The sequence below is a fragment of the Paenilisteria riparia FSL S10-1204 genome, from assembly GCF_000525995.1.
In the GTDB taxonomy this organism is placed as follows: Bacteria; Bacillota; Bacilli; order Lactobacillales; family Listeriaceae; genus Listeria_A; species Listeria_A riparia.
This window is the reverse complement of sequence record NZ_AODL01000002.1, coordinates 154,655-175,074: the sequence shown is the minus strand read 5'-3', so window position 1 is coordinate 175,074 and position 20,420 is coordinate 154,655. Positions and strand designations below refer to the sequence as shown.

At 40.1% G+C, this 20,420-nt stretch carries 18 protein-coding genes and 1 pseudogene; 4 read left to right on the top strand and 15 right to left on the bottom strand.

All coding sequences use genetic code 11. The features are described from left to right. Positions 1 to 32: 32 nt before the first annotated feature. The 3 genes from typA to PRIP_RS01005 form a co-directional block, all read right to left on the bottom strand. A complete protein-coding gene (gene typA / locus PRIP_RS01015) occupies positions 33 to 1,874 on the bottom strand; it encodes a translational GTPase TypA (protein WP_036086633.1) in 1,842 nt (613 codons plus the stop codon). A gap of 301 nt (positions 1,875 to 2,175) precedes the next feature. After that, a complete protein-coding gene (locus PRIP_RS01010; protein WP_036098982.1) occupies positions 2,176 to 3,954 on the bottom strand; it encodes a right-handed parallel beta-helix repeat-containing protein in 1,779 nt (592 codons plus the stop codon). 2 nt (positions 3,955 to 3,956) lie between these two features. Beyond that, the gene (locus PRIP_RS01005) at positions 3,957 to 4,730 is read right to left on the bottom strand and encodes an inositol monophosphatase family protein (protein ID WP_036098981.1); all 774 of its coding nucleotides are present in this window, start codon (positions 4,728 to 4,730) and stop codon (positions 3,957 to 3,959) included. A 134-nt stretch (positions 4,731 to 4,864) separates the two neighbouring features. Between PRIP_RS01005 and PRIP_RS01000 the strand changes: the two genes are divergently transcribed. The 3 genes from PRIP_RS01000 to PRIP_RS00990 all read left to right on the top strand — a co-directional run bounded on the left by PRIP_RS01000 (position 4,865) and on the right by PRIP_RS00990 (position 7,535). After that, positions 4,865 to 5,482 (top strand): YktB family protein, encoded by a 618-nt coding sequence (locus PRIP_RS01000; protein WP_149023727.1) that lies wholly within the window; start codon positions 4,865 to 4,867, stop codon positions 5,480 to 5,482. Between the two features lie 196 nt (positions 5,483 to 5,678). Beyond that, positions 5,679 to 6,623, top strand: a complete 945-nt coding sequence (locus PRIP_RS00995; protein WP_036098979.1) for a magnesium transporter CorA family protein — start codon at positions 5,679 to 5,681, stop codon at positions 6,621 to 6,623. An 81-nt stretch (positions 6,624 to 6,704) separates the two neighbouring features. Further along, positions 6,705 to 7,535, top strand: a complete 831-nt coding sequence (locus tag PRIP_RS00990) for a hypothetical protein (protein ID WP_052008655.1) — start codon at positions 6,705 to 6,707, stop codon at positions 7,533 to 7,535. 98 nt (positions 7,536 to 7,633) lie between these two features. On the opposite strand, the gene PRIP_RS00985 is transcribed toward PRIP_RS00990, so the two are convergent. The 9 genes and pseudogenes from PRIP_RS00985 to pdhA all read right to left on the bottom strand — a co-directional run bounded on the left by PRIP_RS00985 (position 7,634) and on the right by pdhA (position 16,612). After that, complete coding sequence (locus tag PRIP_RS00985) at positions 7,634 to 9,193, bottom strand: putative mucin/carbohydrate-binding domain-containing protein (RefSeq protein ID WP_036098978.1); 1,560 nt, start codon at positions 9,191 to 9,193, stop codon at positions 7,634 to 7,636. A gap of 279 nt (positions 9,194 to 9,472) precedes the next feature. Beyond that, positions 9,473 to 10,006, bottom strand: coding sequence for a DsbA family protein (locus PRIP_RS00980; RefSeq protein ID WP_036098977.1), 534 nt, complete (start codon positions 10,004 to 10,006; stop codon positions 9,473 to 9,475). Positions 10,007 to 10,019: 13 nt separating this feature from the next. After that, the gene (locus PRIP_RS00975) at positions 10,020 to 10,292 is read right to left on the bottom strand and encodes a UPF0223 family protein (RefSeq protein ID WP_036086617.1); all 273 of its coding nucleotides are present in this window, start codon (positions 10,290 to 10,292) and stop codon (positions 10,020 to 10,022) included. Positions 10,293 to 10,411: 119 nt separating this feature from the next. Next, positions 10,412 to 10,729 (bottom strand): hypothetical protein, encoded by a 318-nt coding sequence (locus PRIP_RS00970; protein ID WP_036098976.1) that lies wholly within the window; start codon positions 10,727 to 10,729, stop codon positions 10,412 to 10,414. An 81-nt stretch (positions 10,730 to 10,810) separates the two neighbouring features. Continuing rightward, on the bottom strand, positions 10,811 to 11,131 hold the full coding sequence (locus PRIP_RS00965) for a hypothetical protein (protein WP_036098975.1): 321 nt from the start codon (positions 11,129 to 11,131) through the stop codon (positions 10,811 to 10,813). A 116-nt stretch (positions 11,132 to 11,247) separates the two neighbouring features. Next, positions 11,248 to 12,651: a dihydrolipoyl dehydrogenase gene (gene lpdA / locus PRIP_RS00960; protein ID WP_036086615.1), complete on the bottom strand. Its 1,404-nt coding sequence runs from the start codon at positions 12,649 to 12,651 to the stop codon at positions 11,248 to 11,250. Between the two features lie 4 nt (positions 12,652 to 12,655). After that, a complete protein-coding gene (locus PRIP_RS00955) occupies positions 12,656 to 14,296 on the bottom strand; it encodes a dihydrolipoyllysine-residue acetyltransferase (protein ID WP_036098974.1) in 1,641 nt (546 codons plus the stop codon). A gap of 221 nt (positions 14,297 to 14,517) precedes the next feature. Next, positions 14,518 to 15,494: pseudogene (locus tag PRIP_RS00950) on the bottom strand (alpha-ketoacid dehydrogenase subunit beta). Positions 15,495 to 15,496: 2 nt separating this feature from the next. Next, complete coding sequence (gene pdhA / locus PRIP_RS00945; protein WP_036098973.1) at positions 15,497 to 16,612, bottom strand: pyruvate dehydrogenase (acetyl-transferring) E1 component subunit alpha; 1,116 nt, start codon at positions 16,610 to 16,612, stop codon at positions 15,497 to 15,499. A gap of 726 nt (positions 16,613 to 17,338) precedes the next feature. On the opposite strand from pdhA, the gene def reads away from it, so the two are divergent. Then, positions 17,339 to 17,890 carry a peptide deformylase gene (gene def / locus PRIP_RS00940; protein WP_036098972.1) on the top strand — a complete coding sequence of 184 codons (552 nt, stop codon included), beginning with the start codon at positions 17,339 to 17,341 and terminating at the stop codon, positions 17,888 to 17,890. Positions 17,891 to 17,986: 96 nt separating this feature from the next. On the opposite strand, the gene pgmB is transcribed toward def, so the two are convergent. Genes pgmB through PRIP_RS00925 form a run of 3 tightly spaced genes read right to left on the bottom strand, consistent with a single transcriptional unit; the run spans position 17,987 to position 20,410 of the window. Beyond that, positions 17,987 to 18,646 carry a beta-phosphoglucomutase gene (gene pgmB, locus PRIP_RS00935; RefSeq protein ID WP_036098971.1) on the bottom strand — a complete coding sequence of 220 codons (660 nt, stop codon included), beginning with the start codon at positions 18,644 to 18,646 and terminating at the stop codon, positions 17,987 to 17,989. 19 nt (positions 18,647 to 18,665) lie between these two features. Beyond that, positions 18,666 to 19,490 (bottom strand): carbohydrate ABC transporter permease, encoded by an 825-nt coding sequence (locus tag PRIP_RS00930; RefSeq protein WP_036098970.1) that lies wholly within the window; start codon positions 19,488 to 19,490, stop codon positions 18,666 to 18,668. Then, the gene (locus tag PRIP_RS00925) at positions 19,487 to 20,410 is read right to left on the bottom strand and encodes a carbohydrate ABC transporter permease (RefSeq protein WP_036099084.1); all 924 of its coding nucleotides are present in this window, start codon (positions 20,408 to 20,410) and stop codon (positions 19,487 to 19,489) included. The genes PRIP_RS00930 and PRIP_RS00925 overlap by 4 nt, the downstream gene beginning before the upstream one ends. Between the last annotated feature and the right edge of the window lie 10 nt (positions 20,411 to 20,420).

Genomic DNA, 20,420 nt, shown 5'->3' with positions numbered 1-20,420 from the left:
ACCGCCTGATAATCAGACGGCTTCAAAAATTATTATTTATCAGCAGTTTTTGTACGTTTCGCTGCTTTTTCACGTTCGTTTTTGTTCAAGATTTTCTTACGCAAACGAATGTTTTCTGGTGTGATTTCGCAATACTCGTCGTCGTTTAGGAATTCTAATGATTCTTCTAACGTCAATGTACGAGGTTTTTTGATTACGTTTGTTTGGTCTTTGTTTGCGGAACGGATATTTGTCATTTGTTTCGCTTTTACGATATTTACTGCGATATCACCTTCACGGTTGTTTTCACCGACGATCATACCTTCGTAAATGTCTGTACCTGGCTCAACGAAAATCGTACCACGGTCCTCAACTTGCATTGTTCCGTAAGTTGTTGATTTACCTGTTTCCATAGATACAAGCACGCCACGGCTACGTCCACCGACACGACCTTTTTGCATTGGTTGGTAAGAATCGAATGTGTGGTTGATAATACCGTAGCCACGAGTCATGGATAGGAATTCGGTAGTGTAACCAATCAGTCCACGTGATGGTACTAGGAAAATCAAGCGAACTTGACCAGAACCATCGTTGACCATGTCAGCCATTTCACCTTTACGTAAACCGATAGATTCCATGATGCTACCAACATATTCTTCCGGTGTATCAATTTGCACGCGTTCCATTGGCTCACATTTCACGCCATCGATTTCGCGGATGATAACTTCTGGTTTCGATACTTGTAGCTCGTAACCTTCACGACGCATGTTCTCGATTAGGATAGATAAATGCAACTCACCACGACCTGATACAATCCAAGCATCTGGTGAAGCAGTAGGCTCGATACGTAAACTTACATCTGTTTGTAATTCAGCAAGCAAGCGTTCTTCGATTTTACGGCTTGTTACGTGTTTTCCTTCGCGACCTGCGAACGGGCTATTGTTTGTTACGAATGTCATTTGTAGTGTTGGCTCATCAATACGCAAAATTGGCAATGCTTCTTGGTGATCGTCTGGCGTTACTGTTTCCCCTACGAAAATGTCTTCCATACCAGAAACGGCAACTAAGTCACCCGCTTTTGCTTGCGTGATTTCGACACGTTTTAGACCTAAGAAACCGAACATTTTAGTTACGCGGAACTTCTTCACGCTTCCGTCCAATTTCATCAAGGCTACCGATTGACCAACTTCCATTGTACCACGGAAAATACGGCCAATACCGATACGACCAACATAGTCATTGTAATCAAGTAAAGATACTTGGAATTGCAATGGCTCGTCACTGTTATCCACAGGAGCTGGTACGTTATTAATAATCAAGTCAAAAATTGGGTCCATTGTTTCTTCTTGGTCATCCACATTATCGCTTAATGAACTTGTTCCATTAACTGCCGCAGCGTAAACAACTGGGAATTCCAATTGATCTTCGTCTGCACCTAGTTCGATAAACAATTCTAAAACTTCATCGACAACTTCTGCTGGACGAGCAGATGGGCGGTCAATTTTGTTTACAACAACAAGCGGTGTTAAATGTTGTTCTAACGCTTTTTTCAATACGAAACGCGTTTGTGGCATTGTACCTTCGTAGGCATCAACAACCAAGACAACACCGTCAACCATTTTCATAATACGTTCTACTTCCCCACCGAAATCGGCATGTCCAGGAGTATCTAAAATATTAATATGCACGCCATTGTGATTGATGGCTGTATTTTTAGCTAAAATAGTGATACCACGTTCTTTTTCAATTGCGTTACTATCCATCGCACGTTCAGCTACTTGCTCATGATCGTTGAATGTTCCTGACTTACGTAAAAGTTGGTCCACCAATGTTGTTTTACCATGGTCAACGTGGGCAATAATAGCGACGTTACGAATATCTTCTCTTAATTTCAAAACTAGTTCCTCCTAATATAAAATTACCTTTCGCGAAGCTGGCTTTTGTGTTCGTTAGCTCAGCGACTCAAATATTGGCCTAACTAAAGTCAAGCGCTCTACATATATGGTAATACGACTTAGCTACCAGAGCCAAAAAGAAAAAAGGAAAATTAGTTATTTTCCCCGTTCCTAGATCGTTTAGTTTTTCAACTCTCCAATTATAGCACATTTACTTTGGTTTAGCACGATTTTTATTCTAGAAGGAGCATTTTTTTACATTAAGCGCCGAATTGCTAATCATTGTAAATGATTTTTGAAGTTATTTAGGTTCAACAACTGACATTTCGCCAAAGTTCAACATATTATTAGATGTGCTCACTGGATTTTGATAAATTTGAAAAATATTTTTGCTTGGATATGACCCATCTAATATATTATTTATAAAGCTCGTGCCCATATCCGTTAGAGGCTCCAATAAATAATCATTTGTGCTATTGCCATTATTGTGCGATCCTCGAATTCCAAGGCTGGCTGATACCTCGTTTGATGGTGCCTCTTTCATGTCAGTAACCGTATTGTTTTCTAATATCGTTTTTTTATTAGAGCTCATCAAGACTAATCCATTAAACAGCGTATGGTCGACTCGATTAAATAGCACTTGAGCTCCATAGGTAACATGAATACTTATACCACCATGTATATTTTTTATTGTCTGAATATCGCTTACTTCATTATTTTTAATCGTCAATGTTTTTAAAAAACCCATATTCTCTTTAGTTAGGTCATTAAATTGAGTTCCAGTCGCAACAATTCCACGCTCAGATGAAATTGCCTTTGGTTTATAGCATTGTACATCTGTGGCTTGATTAATCTTATTTTCTGAAATTAAGATGTTCTCTGGTGGGTACGCTGAAATAGTTGCCCCCTCATAATCCATGCCACCTACAACAATTGGAAAACGAACACCCATCACATGATTCCCAATGAATTTAATATTTTTACCTGAGTGAGTATCTAATGCTTCCCAGCTCGCAATATTCATGATGACATTATTCTTTATAGTCACATTTGTGCTCGGATAATAACCATTCGTGTACGAGGCTTGTTTCCAAAGTGCCTCTCCATCAGCAGTATCTTCAAAACGACTGCGATCGTCATCTGCCAGTTGATTAGCATCCGTTGTACCTTTGTACCAGCTAACAGCAATTCCGTATGCTTGCTTTCCATCTAATCCAACATCACTTATCAATGTATTATGGATTTTCACATAATCCACCGAGTAACCAATGATTCCTCCATAACCAATGCTCTCAATACTATTACTTTTTTCTTCTTGGTCACTATTTATTTCTCCTATAGTTACATCTTTCACAAAATCCATATAAATACCTGATCCACCAAAATTACGAATAGTCATATCTTCAACCGAGATATCGTGCTTTCGTTGCACATCTTTATAGTAGCCGTCTCCTGCTTTTTTGCTTTGTGGAAACGGGGATAGAAAAATAGCTTTTTGGCTTTCTACTAGTCGATTTGAACTTGCATGCCATCCGCCATCTAAAATTAGGCGTCTAATTGTTGTGTTTCTCACATCAGTACCGCTATCCGCTGTTATAAGCGCTTGTGTATTCAATACGTGAGCTTCGCCTGCAACATTTAGCTCCGGTACTGCTAAAGTCGTTAAGTTATTCCCATTATCATCTCGGCTTCCCTCTAGCGTAATGCCACTTGGTACATTTAGTGTTTGATTAAGCTGGTAAGTGCCCTCTGGTAATTGTACACGCGTATAATTATACCTCACCGCAATATTTAAGCTCCCAGTGATGGAGTTTGAAATACTAGCAGGATCAAAATTTGAAATTGCTGTAGTTTTTGCTTCCAGCTTATCACCTGTATAATATTTGATATAAGCGATTTCTGCTGCTTTTGTATCCAAAGATCCATACCATATTATTCCCATCATAATAACTAAAATAGTTATCAGTCCATACCCTTTTTTATACATTTTCATCATTCCATACTCCCCATAATTTTTAAATTTTATTGGCAAACAATAAGAATTGTAAAACATACCAATGAAAAATGCAATCGTTCTCATCTTCAAATCTCAAAACGTAGAATCTCCCTGTGGACGCTAGGACTCGCAACGAATGAATCACCTTTTTCGGTAATTACCATTTCTGATCCACTTACGCGTGTCACGATGGCGCCAACTTCCTCAGCAATTATTTTTCCAGCACCGATGTCCCAAGGTGCTAGATTAGCACTCACATAGGCATCCGCACGACCTGTTGCCACCGCCATGTACTCAAGTGTTGCCGCGCCATATAAACGCAGCCCGCGAGCTTTTTGAATTACTGAAAGCATTTGTGGAAACTTGCGTATCGCAGTAGTGTTAATAATCACAAGCGAATCTTCTAATTTATTATCCTCTGCCAGCTTAGGTATTTCAACATCATTCACAAAAGCACCTTCACCACGCTTGGCATAATAGAACTCACCTCCAACGATATCGTATATATAGGCCAACTCCCCGACACCCTCCTGATAAATACCGAGCGAAATTGCAAAATTCCGTTTCTGCTCAACGAAATTTACCGTGCCATCAATTGGGTCTAATATCCAAACTATGCCCTCTAAACTGGTTATTTCTTCGCCATACCCCTCCTCACCAAGCAAGCGATGGTCTGGGAAATAAGTGGCAATTTTTTCCGCAAAATATTGTTCTGTTGCTTTATCAACATTCGTCACTAAATCATTCCTATCTGATTTTGCCTCCACTTCAACTGTTGATTGTTCAAGCGCCATGAAAATTCGATTTCCGGCTTCCTCCAGCCATTCCCGCGCTAGTTGATCGATTTTCTCCAGTATCATCTTTGTACCACTCCTTCGTTTTGTTTCTCATTTTTCCTAGCTTATCATAATTTCAAGCTAAATACAGCCTCTAAGACTCTTTTTTACGTTATAATGAAATAAACGTCTATTTTTTATGAAAGCGAGGAATCACAATGAGTTTTACGAAAAAAGATTTTAAAGCCATGCAAACACCGGGGTTGGAGGAACGGATGGAGGCTATTCAAACCCAGATTCAACCGAAATTCAGCCAAATTGGTGAAGGGCTTGCGACTTATTTAAGCGCCAAAACAGACGACGAGATGTTTCTGCATATTGCTAGACACGCGCGCCGCTCTGTAAATCCGCCTGATAGCACCTGGCTTGCCGTTGCGAATAACAAACGCGGCTACAAAAAACACCCGCACTTCCAAGTTGGGATTTGGGATGAATATGTGTTTATCTGGCTTGCCTTCATATATGAAACCGAAAACCGCCAAATTGTTGTCCACAACTTCCTAGAAAATCTGGATACACTCAAAAATTTACCAGCCAACTTCTCCATCTCACTAGATCATACAGAAAAACCTACAAGCCTTGTACAAAACACCGATTTGACGAAAGCGTTAGAACGTTTCCGCGATGTTAAAAAAGGCGAGTTTTTAGTTGGTCGTATTTTCCAACCTGGTGACGCGGCATTGAAGAACAAAACGGCTTTTACCAAGACATTGGAAGAAACTGTTGATTTATTGTTACCTCTTTATCAGATGAGTTTTGAAATGCAAAAAATTTAAGCGAATGGCATATACAAAAAGGGGAAATCTCTGTATAATAGAGGGGTTGTGATTATTTGAAAAAAGGAGTTGAGCACCATGAAAACGAATATAGCACCGAACGAACCTGATCCGCATCAGATAATAAAGGATTCTATTCATGGCGTGCATCAGTATCCCATGCATACGTTAGAATCCTAGAAAGGGAGGAATAAATATGCATCAAATATTCAAATCAAATGACGTTGGCAAATTAGAAGAATTAGAACATCCAGAACGCAATTGCTGGATTAACATCGTGGCGCCGTCGTCCGAAGAGATTAACCAAATTGCCGAACAATATACTATTCCATTAGAATTTTTAGAAGATCCACTTGATAAAGATGAAAGTGCCCGGATTGAGCGCGACGACGATACCGAAGCTGTCTTGATTATTTGTGACTTTCCGATTGTCGATGAGGACGATATTCATTACGCTTCATTTGAAACCATTCCACTCGGGATGATTATGACGAAAGATTACTTTATCACGATTTGCACGATTGACTCATCGATTATCCAATCATTCATTAAAAATCGCATTAAAGGCTTCTTTACCCATATGAAAACGCGTTTCGCCTTGCAGATTTTATACATGATTTCCACGCAATTCCTCCGTCACTTGAAACGGATGAGTCGCCAAACCGATGACATTGAAAAAGAACTACATGAATCAATGAAAAATAAGCAGCTATATGATTTGATGGGGATTGAGAAAAGCTTGGTTTACTTCTTAACCGCCCTGAAATCAAATAAATTGGTGCTAGATAAGATGATGCGCCAACATATCGTGAAAATGTATGAAGAAGACCAAGATTTGCTAGAAGACGTTATTATCGAGAATCGCCAAGGTATCGAGATGGCGGAAGTTCATTCGAATATTCTGAGTGGGATGATGGATGCTTATGCGTCGATTATTTCGAACAACATGAATATCGTGATGAAATTCCTGACCTCATTTACAATCATTTTAACGATTCCAACGATGGTTTTCAGTTTTTATGGGATGAACGTGCGGTTGCCACTTTCGGATATACCGATTGCTTGGGTACTCGTCATCTGCATTTCCTTTGGTATCGCGGGACTACTCGGCTTTGTTTTTTGGAGACGCAAATTCTTTTAAATATGACAAAATCACCTTCTTGGCTGGAGGTGGTTTTTTTATACTAAAATCGGGAAAACCCTATCAAAGAGGTGAATTGTAATGAACAAGAAAGTGGTAATACTTCCAGTTCTTCTAGGCATGCTGACGCTTGCAGGTTGCGGCGGTTCATACTCCTCAGATAGTTCTAGTGGCCACGGAAACTCGTATGGAAGCAATAATAATAACTACGGTAAAACAATGGATGATACCACGAATAAAGACACGAAAAGCAGTGCCAACACAACGACACTGTCCCAAAAAGATGTTTTCGCTACAGTAAAATCAAAATTGACTACTGATGCCATCGTTATGCTCCCCAAAAACATCCCGTTGTCTTCTAAAAAAGATTACCTAAGCGCTAGAACAACATCTTCTCCCGATAACTATCAAGTGGTATTTTATGAAACAAAACAACCAATTTCGGTAAACAGCGAGGACTTGAAAAATGCAGAAAAAGCTACCCCACTTGTGACTGTTTCCGGAAAGAAATATGCGACCGAACAAGAAGCAGCGGATGCGACAGGTCACATGGATAACGTGAACACAGGTATTAACGGCGTTGACTTAGGCTCTGGTATTACAGGATATTCAGAGGCAGGGGCTGGCTCTACTTTTCTCAGTTGGGCGGAAGGTCGTTGGAGCTTGAGTGTACGCAATACGACGAGCGGTGACCAGCAAGATTCGATTGATTTAGCAAAAAAAGTAGTCGCCAAACTAGAAAAAGAGACGCTTCCTGCACCGCATCAAGTTGGTGGTGTGAAGCTAGAGGCCGTGCCAAATAGAGCAGATGGAAATAGGATTAGCTGGCAAGACGGAGCGACTACTTATATGGTAACGCAGTTTGCTGATCCATTGGATGGCATTTCTGTTGCGACGAGTTTTACGGATTGATAAATAAACATACGGAGATAAGTAGAGGCTGGAACACAAGGGATTTTGAATATGCCCAAATGTTCCAGCCTCGTTCTTTGAAATTATTTTGTGCCGTGTTATTTACTTGTGATTAAACGCAATCCTGTCGAAGTAACTTGATATGTGACCGTTTCTTTAACTAGTAGTTTTGACCCTACTGATACATCTTGAATAACTAAACGACTTGCTGCTTCTCGGTGCATAATTGTTATCAAGGAACCTGATTCTATTGGCAATGTCTCATTTAACTCAGTATTCGCAACATTACCAAGAAAGTCTTTCGCAAAGATAACATTCCCTGTCGCATCCTCAATCTTAATAGTTGCATAAGAATCTTGGAAATACACATGCGGTTCCTCATCACTCACCCAAAGTTTCACTTGTCCCTTTACCAAATCCAAATCCATGCTTGCGAATTTATTATCGCCTAAACCATACAAGGAGAAATCGTATTGATCGCCATAATATTTTAGTTGATTCTCTGTTGGTTTTGGAATATCTTCTTTTTTAACGTTTTGTAAGCCTGTAGCAGTGATTTTAAAATGATTCTCTATTTGCGATGGGATTGTTTCGTTGGATTCTGTGTTTTTCATTTTTAAGCGGGTATTTGCTTCTCTATGCATCACCGAAATGTAATAGCCTGGTTCCACAGCGAAAGTCTTATTGAGTTCTGCAGGATTACTGATGTTACCAATATAATCTTGTGCGTAAATAACATTCCCAAGTTCATCTTTTAATTGCATTGTCGCGTAGGCATCTGCAAAGTAATCATGCGGTTCCTCACCACTCACCCAAAGTTTCGCTTGTCCCTTTACCAAATCCAAATCCATGCTTGCGAATTTATTATCACCTAAACCATAGAAGGAGAAATCGTATTGGTCGCCGTAATATTTTAGTTGATTCTCTGTTGGTTTTGGAATATCTTCTTTTTTAATGCTTTGTAAGCCTGTAGCAGTGATTTTAAAATGATTCTCTATTTGCGATGGGATTGTTTCGTCGGATTCTGTGTTTTTCATTTTTAAGCGGGTATTTGCTTCTCTATGCATCACCGAAATGTAATAGCCTGATTCCACAGCGAAAGTCTTATTGAGTTCTGCAGGATTACTGATATTACCGATGTAATCTTGTGCGTAAATAACATTCCCAAACTCATCTTTTAATTGCATTGTCGCGTAGGCATCTGCAAAGTAAGCATGCGGGTCCTCATCACTCACCCAAAGTTTTGCTTTATTATTTGCTAAATCTAGGTCAATACTCGCAAATTTGTTATCACCAAGGCCTAACAATAAAAAACGGAAATAATTCCCAACAAAATCTGTTGTTTCAGCTGTTGTATCTAATAAAGGGGGTAAAATTTCTTGATATTGTTCCACTGAAGCTTGTTTTTGTGCTTCTGGTAATGAATAGTTCGGGTCCACCTGTCTAATTTCTAATTCTTCACCTGCCGGCATGATAATTCCTAAGTCTTGGCGATCATAATAAATGCCTCGACTCAAACCAGCCTTGTCTAACGCTACTGGTTTTACTAAAGTATAAAGTTCTTTCGTCACAACTTCTTCTGCTCGAACGTCCGATCTATAGCTGTATACACCAACTAAGACTAACATTAGGACGCACATTCCGATTATTTTACGCATAATATATACCTCCTTTTTTTGAATTATTAAGTTATTATAAAAAATATTTATTCAACAAAAATTAAGTAAAAAATGGATCCCTTTTCCTCCTAACCATCGTCATTTTAGCATATATACCCATATGGGCTCAATATTTTTTCGTAATATGGTCAAAATCCTGCATCGTTTGGGCCGAAACATGTTTTTCTTTGAGATTGAGTTGTCCTAAAAACGCAAAATATACTAAAATAAGTAGGCAAGACCACGGACATGGTTTTACCTACTTATTTTAGTATATTTTTATTCTTTCCCTACTTCTTCTAAAATCAATTGCTCTAATTCTTCTGGTGAAATATGCTCATCGAAAATATGCTCGCCGATGATAACAGTTGGCACTAAACGGATGTTGGCTGCATTAGCTTCTGCGATGATTTTTTCTGCTTGTGCTTGGTTATCTTGCTTTGTAAGGCCTAATTCGTCCTCTGCGAAGTTCGCTACTTCTTCTAGGGTTAGCGAACCCCAAAGGTCTTGTCGTGCATAAATATCATCTAAAATGGCCAATGTTTCTTCTGGTGCTGCGTAATCAAGATAGTGATGGAAAACATTGCCGCGTTGTAACGATTCTTTTTCCTTATCAAAAGGCTTCACGATTAGTTCGATACGGCCAGAATCGATGTAACGGCTGAGCACATCACGAGACTTTTCATGCCATTCACGGCAGAACGGGCAACGTACGTTAATAAATGATAATACTTTCACGGGTGCGTCGCTTTTCCCAATATGAATGCCTGCTTCTGTTCCTACATTTCCTGCAATAATTTCACTAATATCCATTTAAAAATTCCTCCTAGGGTTGCATTTTGATTTTGCTTGTCGTAGCGTCTTTTACGAGTTGCATGACACGATATGCAGAATAGCCGCTTGCTTTTTCGAACTCGCGACCAAGACTCTTTTCTTCGCCGATGGAGCGTACGACTTGCTTAAAATCACTATATTTTGCTTTTATTTCCGATGCGTCAATTCCTGTTTCGTAGGCTTTTTCAACGGCTTGATAAAAGTTAATAACAATCGCTATTTCTTCTGTGGACCAATCGAGATTGAGCGGGTAACTATATTCCATGTTTAACCTCCCCTTTACTTTTGCGGCGTTTTCTTCTGATGCTTCTCCTCTATTTTAGCATGAACGGTGTGCGGTTTAAAATATTGTGATTGCAAGAAAAAAGCACTGACTCCGTAGAATCAATGCTCATCGTCGTTCTCTAAAGCTAAACGTTTGTTTTTCCGTATGTAGTGTGTCGCGATACAGAAAAAGGTTGGCAATACATAGCTTACAATACATAGTAAAATGACTTCGATAACTGATTTTTGAATATAGCCTTTTGTTAGCTTGATGAAGCCTGTAATCGGCGTTTCTAAAATCTGAATGACCGAACGCCACCCGCCTGTATCGTGTAAATGATGCATAAATCCAACAATAAATGCTAAGATTGTCAGCACAAAACAAATGCCTGATATAACATACAAAATCCAAAACAACGCGCGCTTTAACGTCCCCATTACTTCACCTAATCCCTTTAGTTTATGTGGTCTGTCTTCATTCTACTCCTTTTGTTATGTAAAATCACATAAAAACTGTTTTCAATGAAGAAATCTGCTGTTTTCGTGGGTTTCTAGGTAATCTTGTTTTAAGAAATACGTGGAAACACAGAAAAAGGCTGGCAATACGTAGCTTATAATGATTGCTAGAAACATCGACCAAATGTCATTGCCTACATGCACTTGGAAAATCGCGGGGTCTGTGACTGGGCTTGCTAATATACGCAAGACTGCGCGCCAACTATCTGTTTCGTGCATATGCATAATGAAACCATGCACGATGTTGACAATAAAACCTAGAAAGAAGATCGCTGAGAAACTGTAAATAATACCGAAGACTATTTTTTCAACTTGTCTTTTCAATTTTACACCTGGATTCTTTTATTTTATATGTTTATCATACTACTTTGCGTGTCGCTTCACAATTTTTTTACATGGGTAAAACGCTATCCGAGTTGCCCCGAATAGCGTCATTATAATTACATATGGATTGGACGTCCTAGCGCAAGTTCTGCCGCTTCCATTGTCAACTCGCCTAATGATGGGTGAGCGTGAATCGTAAGCGCGATATCTTCTGCTGTTACGCCTGTTTCGATTGCTAATCCAATTTCAGAGATGATATCGGACGCGTTCATTCCTGCTACTTGTGCGCCAAGAACTAAGCCGTCTTCTTTGCGTGTTACAAGACGTACAAATCCGTCTGGAGCATCAAGTGATAGGGCACGACCGTTACCACCGAATGGGAATTTAGCAGCTTTCACGTCGAAGCCTTTTTCTTTGGCTTCTTTTTCCGTTAAACCAACTGTTGCTAATTCTGGATCACTGAAAACTACGGCTGGTAATGCTGTGTAGTCATTTTCAGATGCTTCGCCAGCGATTGCTTCAGCGGCAACTTTTGCTTCGTAGCTTGCTTTGTGTGCTAGTGGAACACCAGGAACGATGTCACCGATAGCGTAAACGTTAGAGATATTTGTGCGACCTTGTTTGTCAACTTCGATCAAACCACGTTCGCTTACTTTAACGCCTAGTTGTTCTAAACCGATATCATCCGTATTTGGACGACGACCTACAGTTACTAATACGTAGTCAGCTTCGATTGATTTTGTTTCGCCGCCAGCTTCGTATGTTACTTTTACGCCGTTTTCCGTTTCTTCGGCAGATTTAGCCAAAGCTTTTGTTACGATTTCTACGCCTTTACCTTTAAGGTTGCGTTTTACAAGCGAAATCATGTCTTTTTCGTATGTTGGTAAAATTTCTGGACCGCCTTCAAGGATTGTTAGCTCTGTACCAAGGTTAGCGAACGCGCCGCCAAGCTCTGTACCGATATAACCACCGCCGATAACAACCAATTTCTTAGGAACTTCTGTAAGGGCAAGTGCGCCTGTTGAGCTAAGCACACGTTTGCCGAATTTGAAGCCTGGGATTTCGATTGGACGCGAACCAGTTGCAATGATTACGTTATTGAACGTATAAGTTTGCGCAGAATCAGGGTGAATAACGCGTAGAGAATGCTCATCAACGAAGAAAGCTTCTCCTTCTAACATTTCCACTTTATTCTTTTTAAGCAAGCCTTTTACGCCTGTTGTTAACTTGCTGACTACGGAACCTTTCCATTCTTGTGCTTTTGTGAAGTCAAGGTTTACGTTGTCTGTTGTAATTCCCATGTTATCGGAATGTTTTGCTTCTGCAAAGCGGTGACCAACTGTGATCAATGCTTTAGAAGGGATACACCCAACGTTTAAACAAACGCCGCCGTAATGTTCTTTCTCAATAATGGTTACTTTTTGTCCTAATTGTGCTGCGCGAATTGCTGCAACATATCCGCCGGGTCCTGCACCAATGACGATGGTGTCTCTTTCTTCTGGAAAATCGCCTACTACCATTTTTTTACGCCTCCATTAGTAAAAGTTCTGGGTCATTTAATAACCGCTTGATATTATTCATAGCCTTTTGAGCTGTTGCGCCGTCGATAACACGGTGATCGAAGCTTAGTGATAATGCAAGTACTGGTGCTGCTACGATTTCGCCGTCTTTTACGATTGCTTTTTCAGCGATACGACCTACACCTAAAATTGCTACTTCAGGGTAGTTGATAACTGGTGTGAACCATTGTCCACCAGCAGATCCGATATTTGAGATAGTAGAAGAACCGTGACGCATTTCTTCACCAGTCAATTTACCGTCGCGTGCTTTTGTAGCTAGTTCGTTAATTTCATTTGAGATTGCAAAAATCGATTTCTTGTCAGCGTCTTTGATAACTGGCACATAAAGACCGTGATCTGTGTCTGCTGCAATACCGATATTGAAATAGTGTTTGTAAACTAGTTCGTCTGTTGCGTCGTCAAGTGTTGTATTTAACACTGGGAACTCACGCAATGTGTTTACTAGCGCTTTTACCATATAAGGTAGGAAAGTAAGTTTGATACCTTTTTCTGCTGCTACATCTTTGAAACGTTTACGGTGAACCATCAAAGCAGAAACTTCGATTTCGTCCATTAGCGTTACGTGTGGCGCAGTGTGTTTCGAGTTAACCATTGCTTTTGCGATGGCTTTACGTGTTGGTGTTAATTTCTCGCGTGATTCTGGGTATGTGCCGCCGCTAACAACTGGTGCTGCTTTTGCTGCTGGTTGTGCAGATTTTGTTTCTTCTTTCGCTGCTGGAGCCGCTTCGCTTGAAGTGCTTGCAACTGCGGATGCGTCGCCATTTAGGAAAGCATCGATATCTGCGCTAAGTACGCGGTTGTTTTTCCCGGAGCCAGCAACTTGACGGATGTCAACGCCTTTTTCACGTGCATATTTACGAACGGATGGCATGGCAATCACAAGACCGTTTGGATCTTTTTGTGATGATGGTGTGCCGTTTCCGCCTGATACTGGGGCTTTAGCAGCGTCATTGTTTGCTACTTTCGCTGAGTCTGCTGGAGATTCTGGAGTAGAAGAATGATTAGCTGTTGTTGCTTCGCCTTCAAAGTCGCCTTCGAATGTGATTAAAACTTGACCAACTGTTGCTACTACGCCTTCGCCTACTAGAATGTCTTTAACCGTTCCAGCGACAGGAGAAGTAATTTCTTCTACAGATTTGTCATTTTGAACTTCAAAAATTGTTGCGTCTTCTTCGATTTGGTCGCCTGGTTTTACGAACCATTTGACAATTTCGCCTTCGTGGATGCCTTCGCCGATGTCTGGTAATTTGAATTCATAAATGCCTTTACCGCCTGATGCGGCTGCTGGCGCTTCTTCTTGTTTTGCAGCAGGTGCTGGTGCTTCTTCGGCGTCGTCTTCGTGACCTTCTACACCGTCAAAAGTAATCAATACTTGACCAACTGTCGCTACTACGCCTTCGTCCACTAGAATTTCTTTGACAGTTCCGGTTACAGGAGAAGTGATTTCTTCTACAGATTTGTCATTTTGAACTTCAAAAAGGGACGCGTCTTCTTCAATTTTATCGCCTGGTTTTACGAACCATTTGACGATTTCTCCTTCATGTATACCTTCACCAATGTCAGGTAATTTAAATGAATATGCCATTTTTTTAAAAGCCTCCTGATTTATTTTATAAAAGGACGTTTTTGAGCCTGTTCTAAATGAAAGTAACAAACTCAAGAAACGTCTTGTTTTACGCCTTCGGATCTAGCTTCACCAGCCAGCTCCCCGAAAACTTCACGCCCGCAACAAAAACCAAGTACGGGTTTTTATTGCGACCGCTTCAGTGTTTTTCGGAGCTAAACGGGCTGGTTCAGCTTTTCTAATTAAAACGCCAATACTTCTTTCACGCGCTCAACGATATCGTTATGGTTTGGTAACCAAACTGTTTCTGCTTGGGCGAATGGGAAAACGCTGTCTGGTGCTGTAACACGCATTACTGGTGCTTCTAGTGAAAGGATGGCACGGTCATTAATTTCAGCGATAACGTTAGCTGCGATACCAGCTTGTTTTTGCGCCTCTTGTACTACCACAACACGGTTTGTTTTCTTAACGGAAGCAACGATTGTGTCAACATCCAACGGGCTGATTGTACGAAGGTCGATAATTTCTGCAGATACGCCTTCTTTTTCAAGTTCTTCCGCTGCTTTTACAGCTTCTTGAACCATTGCTCCGTAAGTGATGATAGAAACGTCAGTACCTTCACGACGAACAGCTGCTTTACCGATTTCAACTGTATATTCGCCTTCAGGAACTTCTTGACGGAATGAGCGATATAGTTTCATGTGCTCTAAAAATACAACTGGATCGTTATCGCGAATTGCTGCAATAAGTAAACCTTTTGCGTCATATGGTGTTGATGGGATAACTACTTTAAGACCTGGCGATTGAGCATTAAACCTTCTAAGTTATCTGCGTGAAGTTCAGGAGTATGAACACCACCACCAAATGGTGCGCGAATTGTAATTGGAGCAGTACGTGTGCCACCAGTACGGTATCGCATACGTGCCATTTGACCAGCAACGGAATCCATTACTTCAAATACGAAACCGAAGAATTGAATTTCAGGAACAGGACGGAAACCTTCTAGTGCAAGACCGATAGCAAGACCACCGATACCAGACTCAGCTAGAGGTGTATCGAATACACGATCTTCGCCAAATTCTGCTTGAAGACCTTCAGTAGCACGGAAAACCCCACCGTTATTACCTACATCTTCACCGAAAACTAAAACGTTCTCGTCATTTTTTAGTTCTACTGCAAGCGCATCTGTAATCGCTTGAATCATTGTTTTTTGCGCCATGATTATTTCGACTCCTTCGCTTCAAAAATTGCCAGTTGCTCTTTGACTGGAGCAGTTGGTGTTTCGTACATATTTTTAAGAAGATCAGATACTTTTTGTTTTGGTGTTGCGTCTGCTTCTTTAATTGCTGTTTTGATTTCTTCTTTCGCTTGTTCAATGACTTCGTTTTCTTTTTCTTCGCTCCAAAGTCCTTTTGCTTCTAAGAAAGTACGGAAACGAACGATCGGATCTTTCAATTCCCATTCGCCGTCCAATTCTTTTGTACGGTAACGCGTTGGATCATCACCTGAAAGTGTATGTGGTCCGTAACGATAAGTCATTGTTTCGATAAGTGTTGGGCCATCTCCTGCAACAGCACGATCACGCGCGAATTTTGTTACGGCGTAAACTGCTAATGGATCCATACCGTCCACTTGTACGCCTGGAATACCAGCTGCAACTGCTTTTTGCGCCAATGTTACGGCAGCAGATTGTTTTTCACGTGGTGTAGAGATAGCGAACATGTTATTTTGAACAACGAAAATTGCTGGCGCGTGATAAGCACCGGCGAAGTTCATACCTTCATAGAAATCACCTTGGGAAGAACCACCGTCACCAGTGTATGTGATAACTACTGCGTCTTTTTTACGTTTCTTAAGGCCTAATGCAACACCAGCTGCTTGCACGATTTGTGCGCCGATGATGATTTGTGGAGATAATACGTTTAGTTCGTCTGGGAATTGATTTCCTACGAAGTGTCCACGTGAGAATAAGAAAGCTTTAGTTAATGGTAGTCCGTGCCAAATCATTTGTGGAACGTCACGGTAGCCTGGTAGCACATAATCTTCTTTTGTTAGTGCATAGTGGCTAGCAAGTTGAGACGCTTCTTGTCCTGCTGTTGGCGCGTAGAAACCTAAGCGTCCTTGGCGATTTAATGAAATCGAACGTTGGTCAAGCACACGTGTCCAAACCATACGCGTCATTAATTCTACTAACTGCTCGTCTGTTAAGTCAGGCATTAAGTCAGGATTAACAACCTCTCCTTTTTCATTTAAAATTTGGACCAATTCAAATTGATCAGCAACAGCTTTAAACTGTTCTTTCACATCTACTACTGTCTTCTTTGTTTTAGAAGCCATCGTGTAATCTCTTCCCTTCTGGATTGAAATATTTTAAGAATTGAATGCGCAAACATTTGATATTTTTTCCACTTCTAATGTAGCAAAAAGATAGCTCATCAGGCAAGCAATACAATGTTCGGTTTCATTCTCAAGTTTCCTAGCTTGACTCGTGTATTAGTTGCAAAAAACAATAATGTAGCGCAAACTTCTAGGGTGAGTTTGTGAAAAATAAACATTCTCACAAATTCATCTTGCTTCGTGATAATTCATGAACAAGTTCATCGCTGTTATATTTTTAAAGCACCTTACTATTAATACACCAATCTTCCCTTTTAATTTACACCATCCTTTCACTTTCGTCAATAACTTAAACTCACTTTGTTCTATTGCTGTTTCAGTGTTTTTTTAGTAATCATTCGCTTTTGAAAAACTGTATTACGATTCACATTTATCTAAGCAAACTGTTATATAATAAAGCAAAGATGGCTTAGGCTTCATATTTCCAATTTTATTTGTAAATAGCTTCTTTTGTTTGTGAATTCACAAACTTGTATGACTGTATAGGAAATTATTTAAACGAACATTATTGGAGAATAACATTAAAATGTTCGTGTTTATTATGTTTTTATTTTTACCAAAAAACTTTATTACAGTTCCATACCCTATTTAAGTAAAATTCATTCACAATATCCATTTTTTTTTGTTAAAATGAATAGTAGTTTATGAAGAACAGGAGAGAAAAGAATGCTTACAATGGATGATATTGTTCGCGAGGGAGACCCTGTTTTGCGCGCTGTCGCGGAACCTGTTAATTTTCCTCTGTCGGATGAAGATAAAGAAACTGGTCAAAGAATGTTGGAATTTCTAATTAATAGTCAAGATCCTGAAATCGCCGAAGAGCACGAACTTCGTGGTGGTGTTGGTATTGCTGCACCGCAAATTGGCATTTCGAAGCGTTTTATTGCGATTCATTTGCACGATGATAACGATCGCCTGTATAGCCATATTTTATACAACCCAAAAATTCGTAGCCATTCGGTGGAAAATGCATGCCTTGGCGGCGGCGAAGGATGTTTGTCGGTTGACCGTGAGGTGCCAGGTTATGTAGTGCGCAGTGCACGTGTAACAGTAGAAGCTTTTGATATAGACGGCAAACCATTAAAATTACGCTTAAAAGGTTATCCTGCGATTGTTTTGCAACATGAGATTGACCATTTAAATGGGATTATGTTTTATGACCATATTAACAAAAAAAATCCGTCATATTTACCTCCTGACGTAGTTGTATACGAATAATTGAGATGATGCGCCTTTTCCATAAGTAATGTGAAGGCGCATTTTTTTGTCTGAGTCATAGTAAAGACCTCTGCAGTGCACAGAGGTCTTTGGCTATTAGTCGATATTTTGAAGTTGTTTTAATTGCAAACTCGCAGTGCTTGCTAGTACTAAATCTGCTCGTCCAAGAATCTCAGCGTCGCCAATACCAACCGCCCGCATCTTCGCATCTTTAATCGCGTCTACGCCTGATGCCGCATCCTCCACACCGATACACACGTCCGCAGAAAGCTCTAGTAATTCCAGCGCCTTCAAAAAGACTTCTGGATCTGGTTTGGATTTCGTAATTTTCGCAGCATCTACGACGTAATCAAATTGGTCTCGAATTCCAAGTGAACGTAAAATCACTTCCGCGTTTTTCGAAGCAGAGGCAATAGCTGTCCGAATCCCTGCTTCTTTCAATTCTTTCAAAAACGATTCGATCCCCGGCAAAATATTGTTTGGTGTAATTGCTTCAATCATCTCTTTATATACTTCATTTTTCCATTCTGCCATTTCTACTTTTTCTTGGGCATCGAAATCGTCAGAGCGCCCACCATATGCTAAAATTCGTTCTAGCGAGTCTGTACGGCTAACTCCTTTTAGCGTTTCATTGAAATCCCGATCAATCTCAATATCCAATTTATCTGCGAGTTTCTTCCAAGCCAAGTAATGAAACTCCGCCGTATCTGTAATGACGCCATCTAAATCAAAAATAATACCTTTTATTTTTTCCATCTTAAACTCCTTTTCAAGCTTACTTATCGCCACCGATACGTACGCCCTTCATGAAATATTTATTCAAAACAATATATAATATCAAAATCGGAATAATTGAAACGACGGATGCCGCCATAATGTAATTCCATTGTGTCGCATTTTGCGTCTGAAACGACTGTAAACCGAGTGTTAAGGTGTATTTTTCGGGAGATGTAATGTATAGCAACGGCTTCATGAACTCATTCCACAGCCCAAGGAATACGAATACACCTTGTGTTGCAATGGAAGCTTGCGCCATGGGGAATACAATCCGGAAGAATGTTTGCGTCCGACTTAAGCCATCCATTTGTGCAGCTTCCTCTACTTCCTTAGGGAAATTCACGAAAAACTGCCGCATCATAAAGATATAACCAAAATTAATAGCACCAGGCAAAATCAAAGCATTATACGTATCCAAAATTCCGATAGACTTCATGATTAAGTAATTTGGAATCAACAAAATCTGCGCTGGTACCATAATAACTGCCAAAATCAATAAGAAAAGTTGTTTCCGTCCTGGAAAGCTTAGCCGTGCCAATGCATATCCAGCCATACTATTGAAAATAATATTTAAAATCGTACCTGAAATGGCAATAATAAACGAGTTCAAAATCCATCTTGGAAATAGCGGGTCACGCGTGAAAATATAGCTGAAATTTTCAATGGTTGGGTTTTTCGGTAATAAAGATAGTCCACCACCTATGATTTCACTGTATGGTTTGAACGCAGCCATAACTGCCCATAAAAATGGATAAAGTGTTACTAAACCATAAGCAATGAGCAATGTATACGTAATAATTTTCCAAAAACGCTTGATTTTCATGATGCCGCGCCTCCCTCTTCATTCACATCTTCTTTATTTAATTTCCGTGCAAGCATCGATACTAAGAAAATAATGATAGTGAGTAGAATCGCTATTGCCGAAGCGTATCCCATCGTATCGAACGACTTGAAGGCGTATTGATAAATGATGAGTGATAGCGTAAGCGTAGCATTATTGGGACCACCACTACCTCCTGAAATAATATACGCCTGATCAAACAACTGAAAACAACCGATAATGCCCATCAGTAAAACATAGTTCGTAATCGGCGCAATTTGAGGAACTGTGATTCTCGTCAAGCGTTTCCAAGCATTCGCCCCATCCACTTGTGCTGCCTCGTACATCGTTTTCGGAATATCTTGCAACCCTGCCAAATAAATTGTCATGAAAAATGGCACGGTCGACCAAATATTCATTACCATAATTGTTCCGAGCGCAAATTTCGTTTCATTTATAAAATTAATTGGCTCGGAAAGCACCCCAAGGTCAACTAAGACATTATTAATAGGTCCAGTCAAACTAAATAAAAACATAAAAATCATTGTTAAGGCTGAACTTGATGTCAGAGTAGGTAGGAAAAAGATTGTTCGGAATGTATTTTGAAATTTAATTCCCGAATTAAGTAATGAGGCCATCAATAAGGCCAAAACCGTTTGGCACGGAACAACGATTATAACGTAGCGAACCGTGTTTTTTAGTGCAATCCAAACGCGTTCATCCTGAAAAGCATTTGTATAGTTTTTCAAGCCAACGAATTGGTAGCTTGATTCTCCAACTAGGCTTACTTTATTTAATGACAGAAACAAGGCATAAATAATCGGTATCAATGTGAATACTGTCATAATAATGATTGTCGGTAGCATGAAGGTGATACCCTGTGTGGCCTCCTTCGCTTTGCGTTTCGATTTTTTCGTATCCATTTTTTCCACC

Coding starts and splice junctions, on each gene's coding strand:
- PRIP_RS00995 (WP_036098979.1), top strand. CDS start 5,679: ATGCATCAAATATTCAAATCAAATGACGTTGGCAAATTAGAAGAATTA.
- PRIP_RS00930 (WP_036098970.1), bottom strand. CDS start 19,490: ATGAAAATCAAGCGTTTTTGGAAAATTATTACGTATACATTGCTCATT.
- PRIP_RS00980 (WP_036098977.1), bottom strand. CDS start 10,006: ATGGATATTAGTGAAATTATTGCAGGAAATGTAGGAACAGAAGCAGGC.
- PRIP_RS00975 (WP_036086617.1), bottom strand. CDS start 10,292: ATGGAATATAGTTACCCGCTCAATCTCGATTGGTCCACAGAAGAAATA.
- PRIP_RS01010 (WP_036098982.1), bottom strand. CDS start 3,954: ATGAGAACGATTGCATTTTTCATTGGTATGTTTTACAATTCTTATTGT.
- lpdA (WP_036086615.1), bottom strand. CDS start 12,651: ATGGTAGTAGGCGATTTTCCAGAAGAAAGAGACACCATCGTCATTGGT.
- PRIP_RS00970 (WP_036098976.1), bottom strand. CDS start 10,729: ATGGGGACGTTAAAGCGCGCGTTGTTTTGGATTTTGTATGTTATATCA.
- def (WP_036098972.1), top strand. CDS start 17,339: ATGCTTACAATGGATGATATTGTTCGCGAGGGAGACCCTGTTTTGCGC.
- pdhA (WP_036098973.1), bottom strand. CDS start 16,612: ATGGCTTCTAAAACAAAGAAGACAGTAGTAGATGTGAAAGAACAGTTT.
- PRIP_RS00925 (WP_036099084.1), bottom strand. CDS start 20,410: ATGGATACGAAAAAATCGAAACGCAAAGCGAAGGAGGCCACACAGGGT.
- pgmB (WP_036098971.1), bottom strand. CDS start 18,646: ATGGAAAAAATAAAAGGTATTATTTTTGATTTAGATGGCGTCATTACA.
- PRIP_RS01005 (WP_036098981.1), bottom strand. CDS start 4,730: ATGATACTGGAGAAAATCGATCAACTAGCGCGGGAATGGCTGGAGGAA.
- PRIP_RS00985 (WP_036098978.1), bottom strand. CDS start 9,193: ATGCGTAAAATAATCGGAATGTGCGTCCTAATGTTAGTCTTAGTTGGT.
- PRIP_RS00990 (WP_052008655.1), top strand. CDS start 6,705: ATGAACAAGAAAGTGGTAATACTTCCAGTTCTTCTAGGCATGCTGACG.
- PRIP_RS01000 (WP_149023727.1), top strand. CDS start 4,865: ATGAGTTTTACGAAAAAAGATTTTAAAGCCATGCAAACACCGGGGTTG.
- PRIP_RS00955 (WP_036098974.1), bottom strand. CDS start 14,296: ATGGCATATTCATTTAAATTACCTGACATTGGTGAAGGTATACATGAA.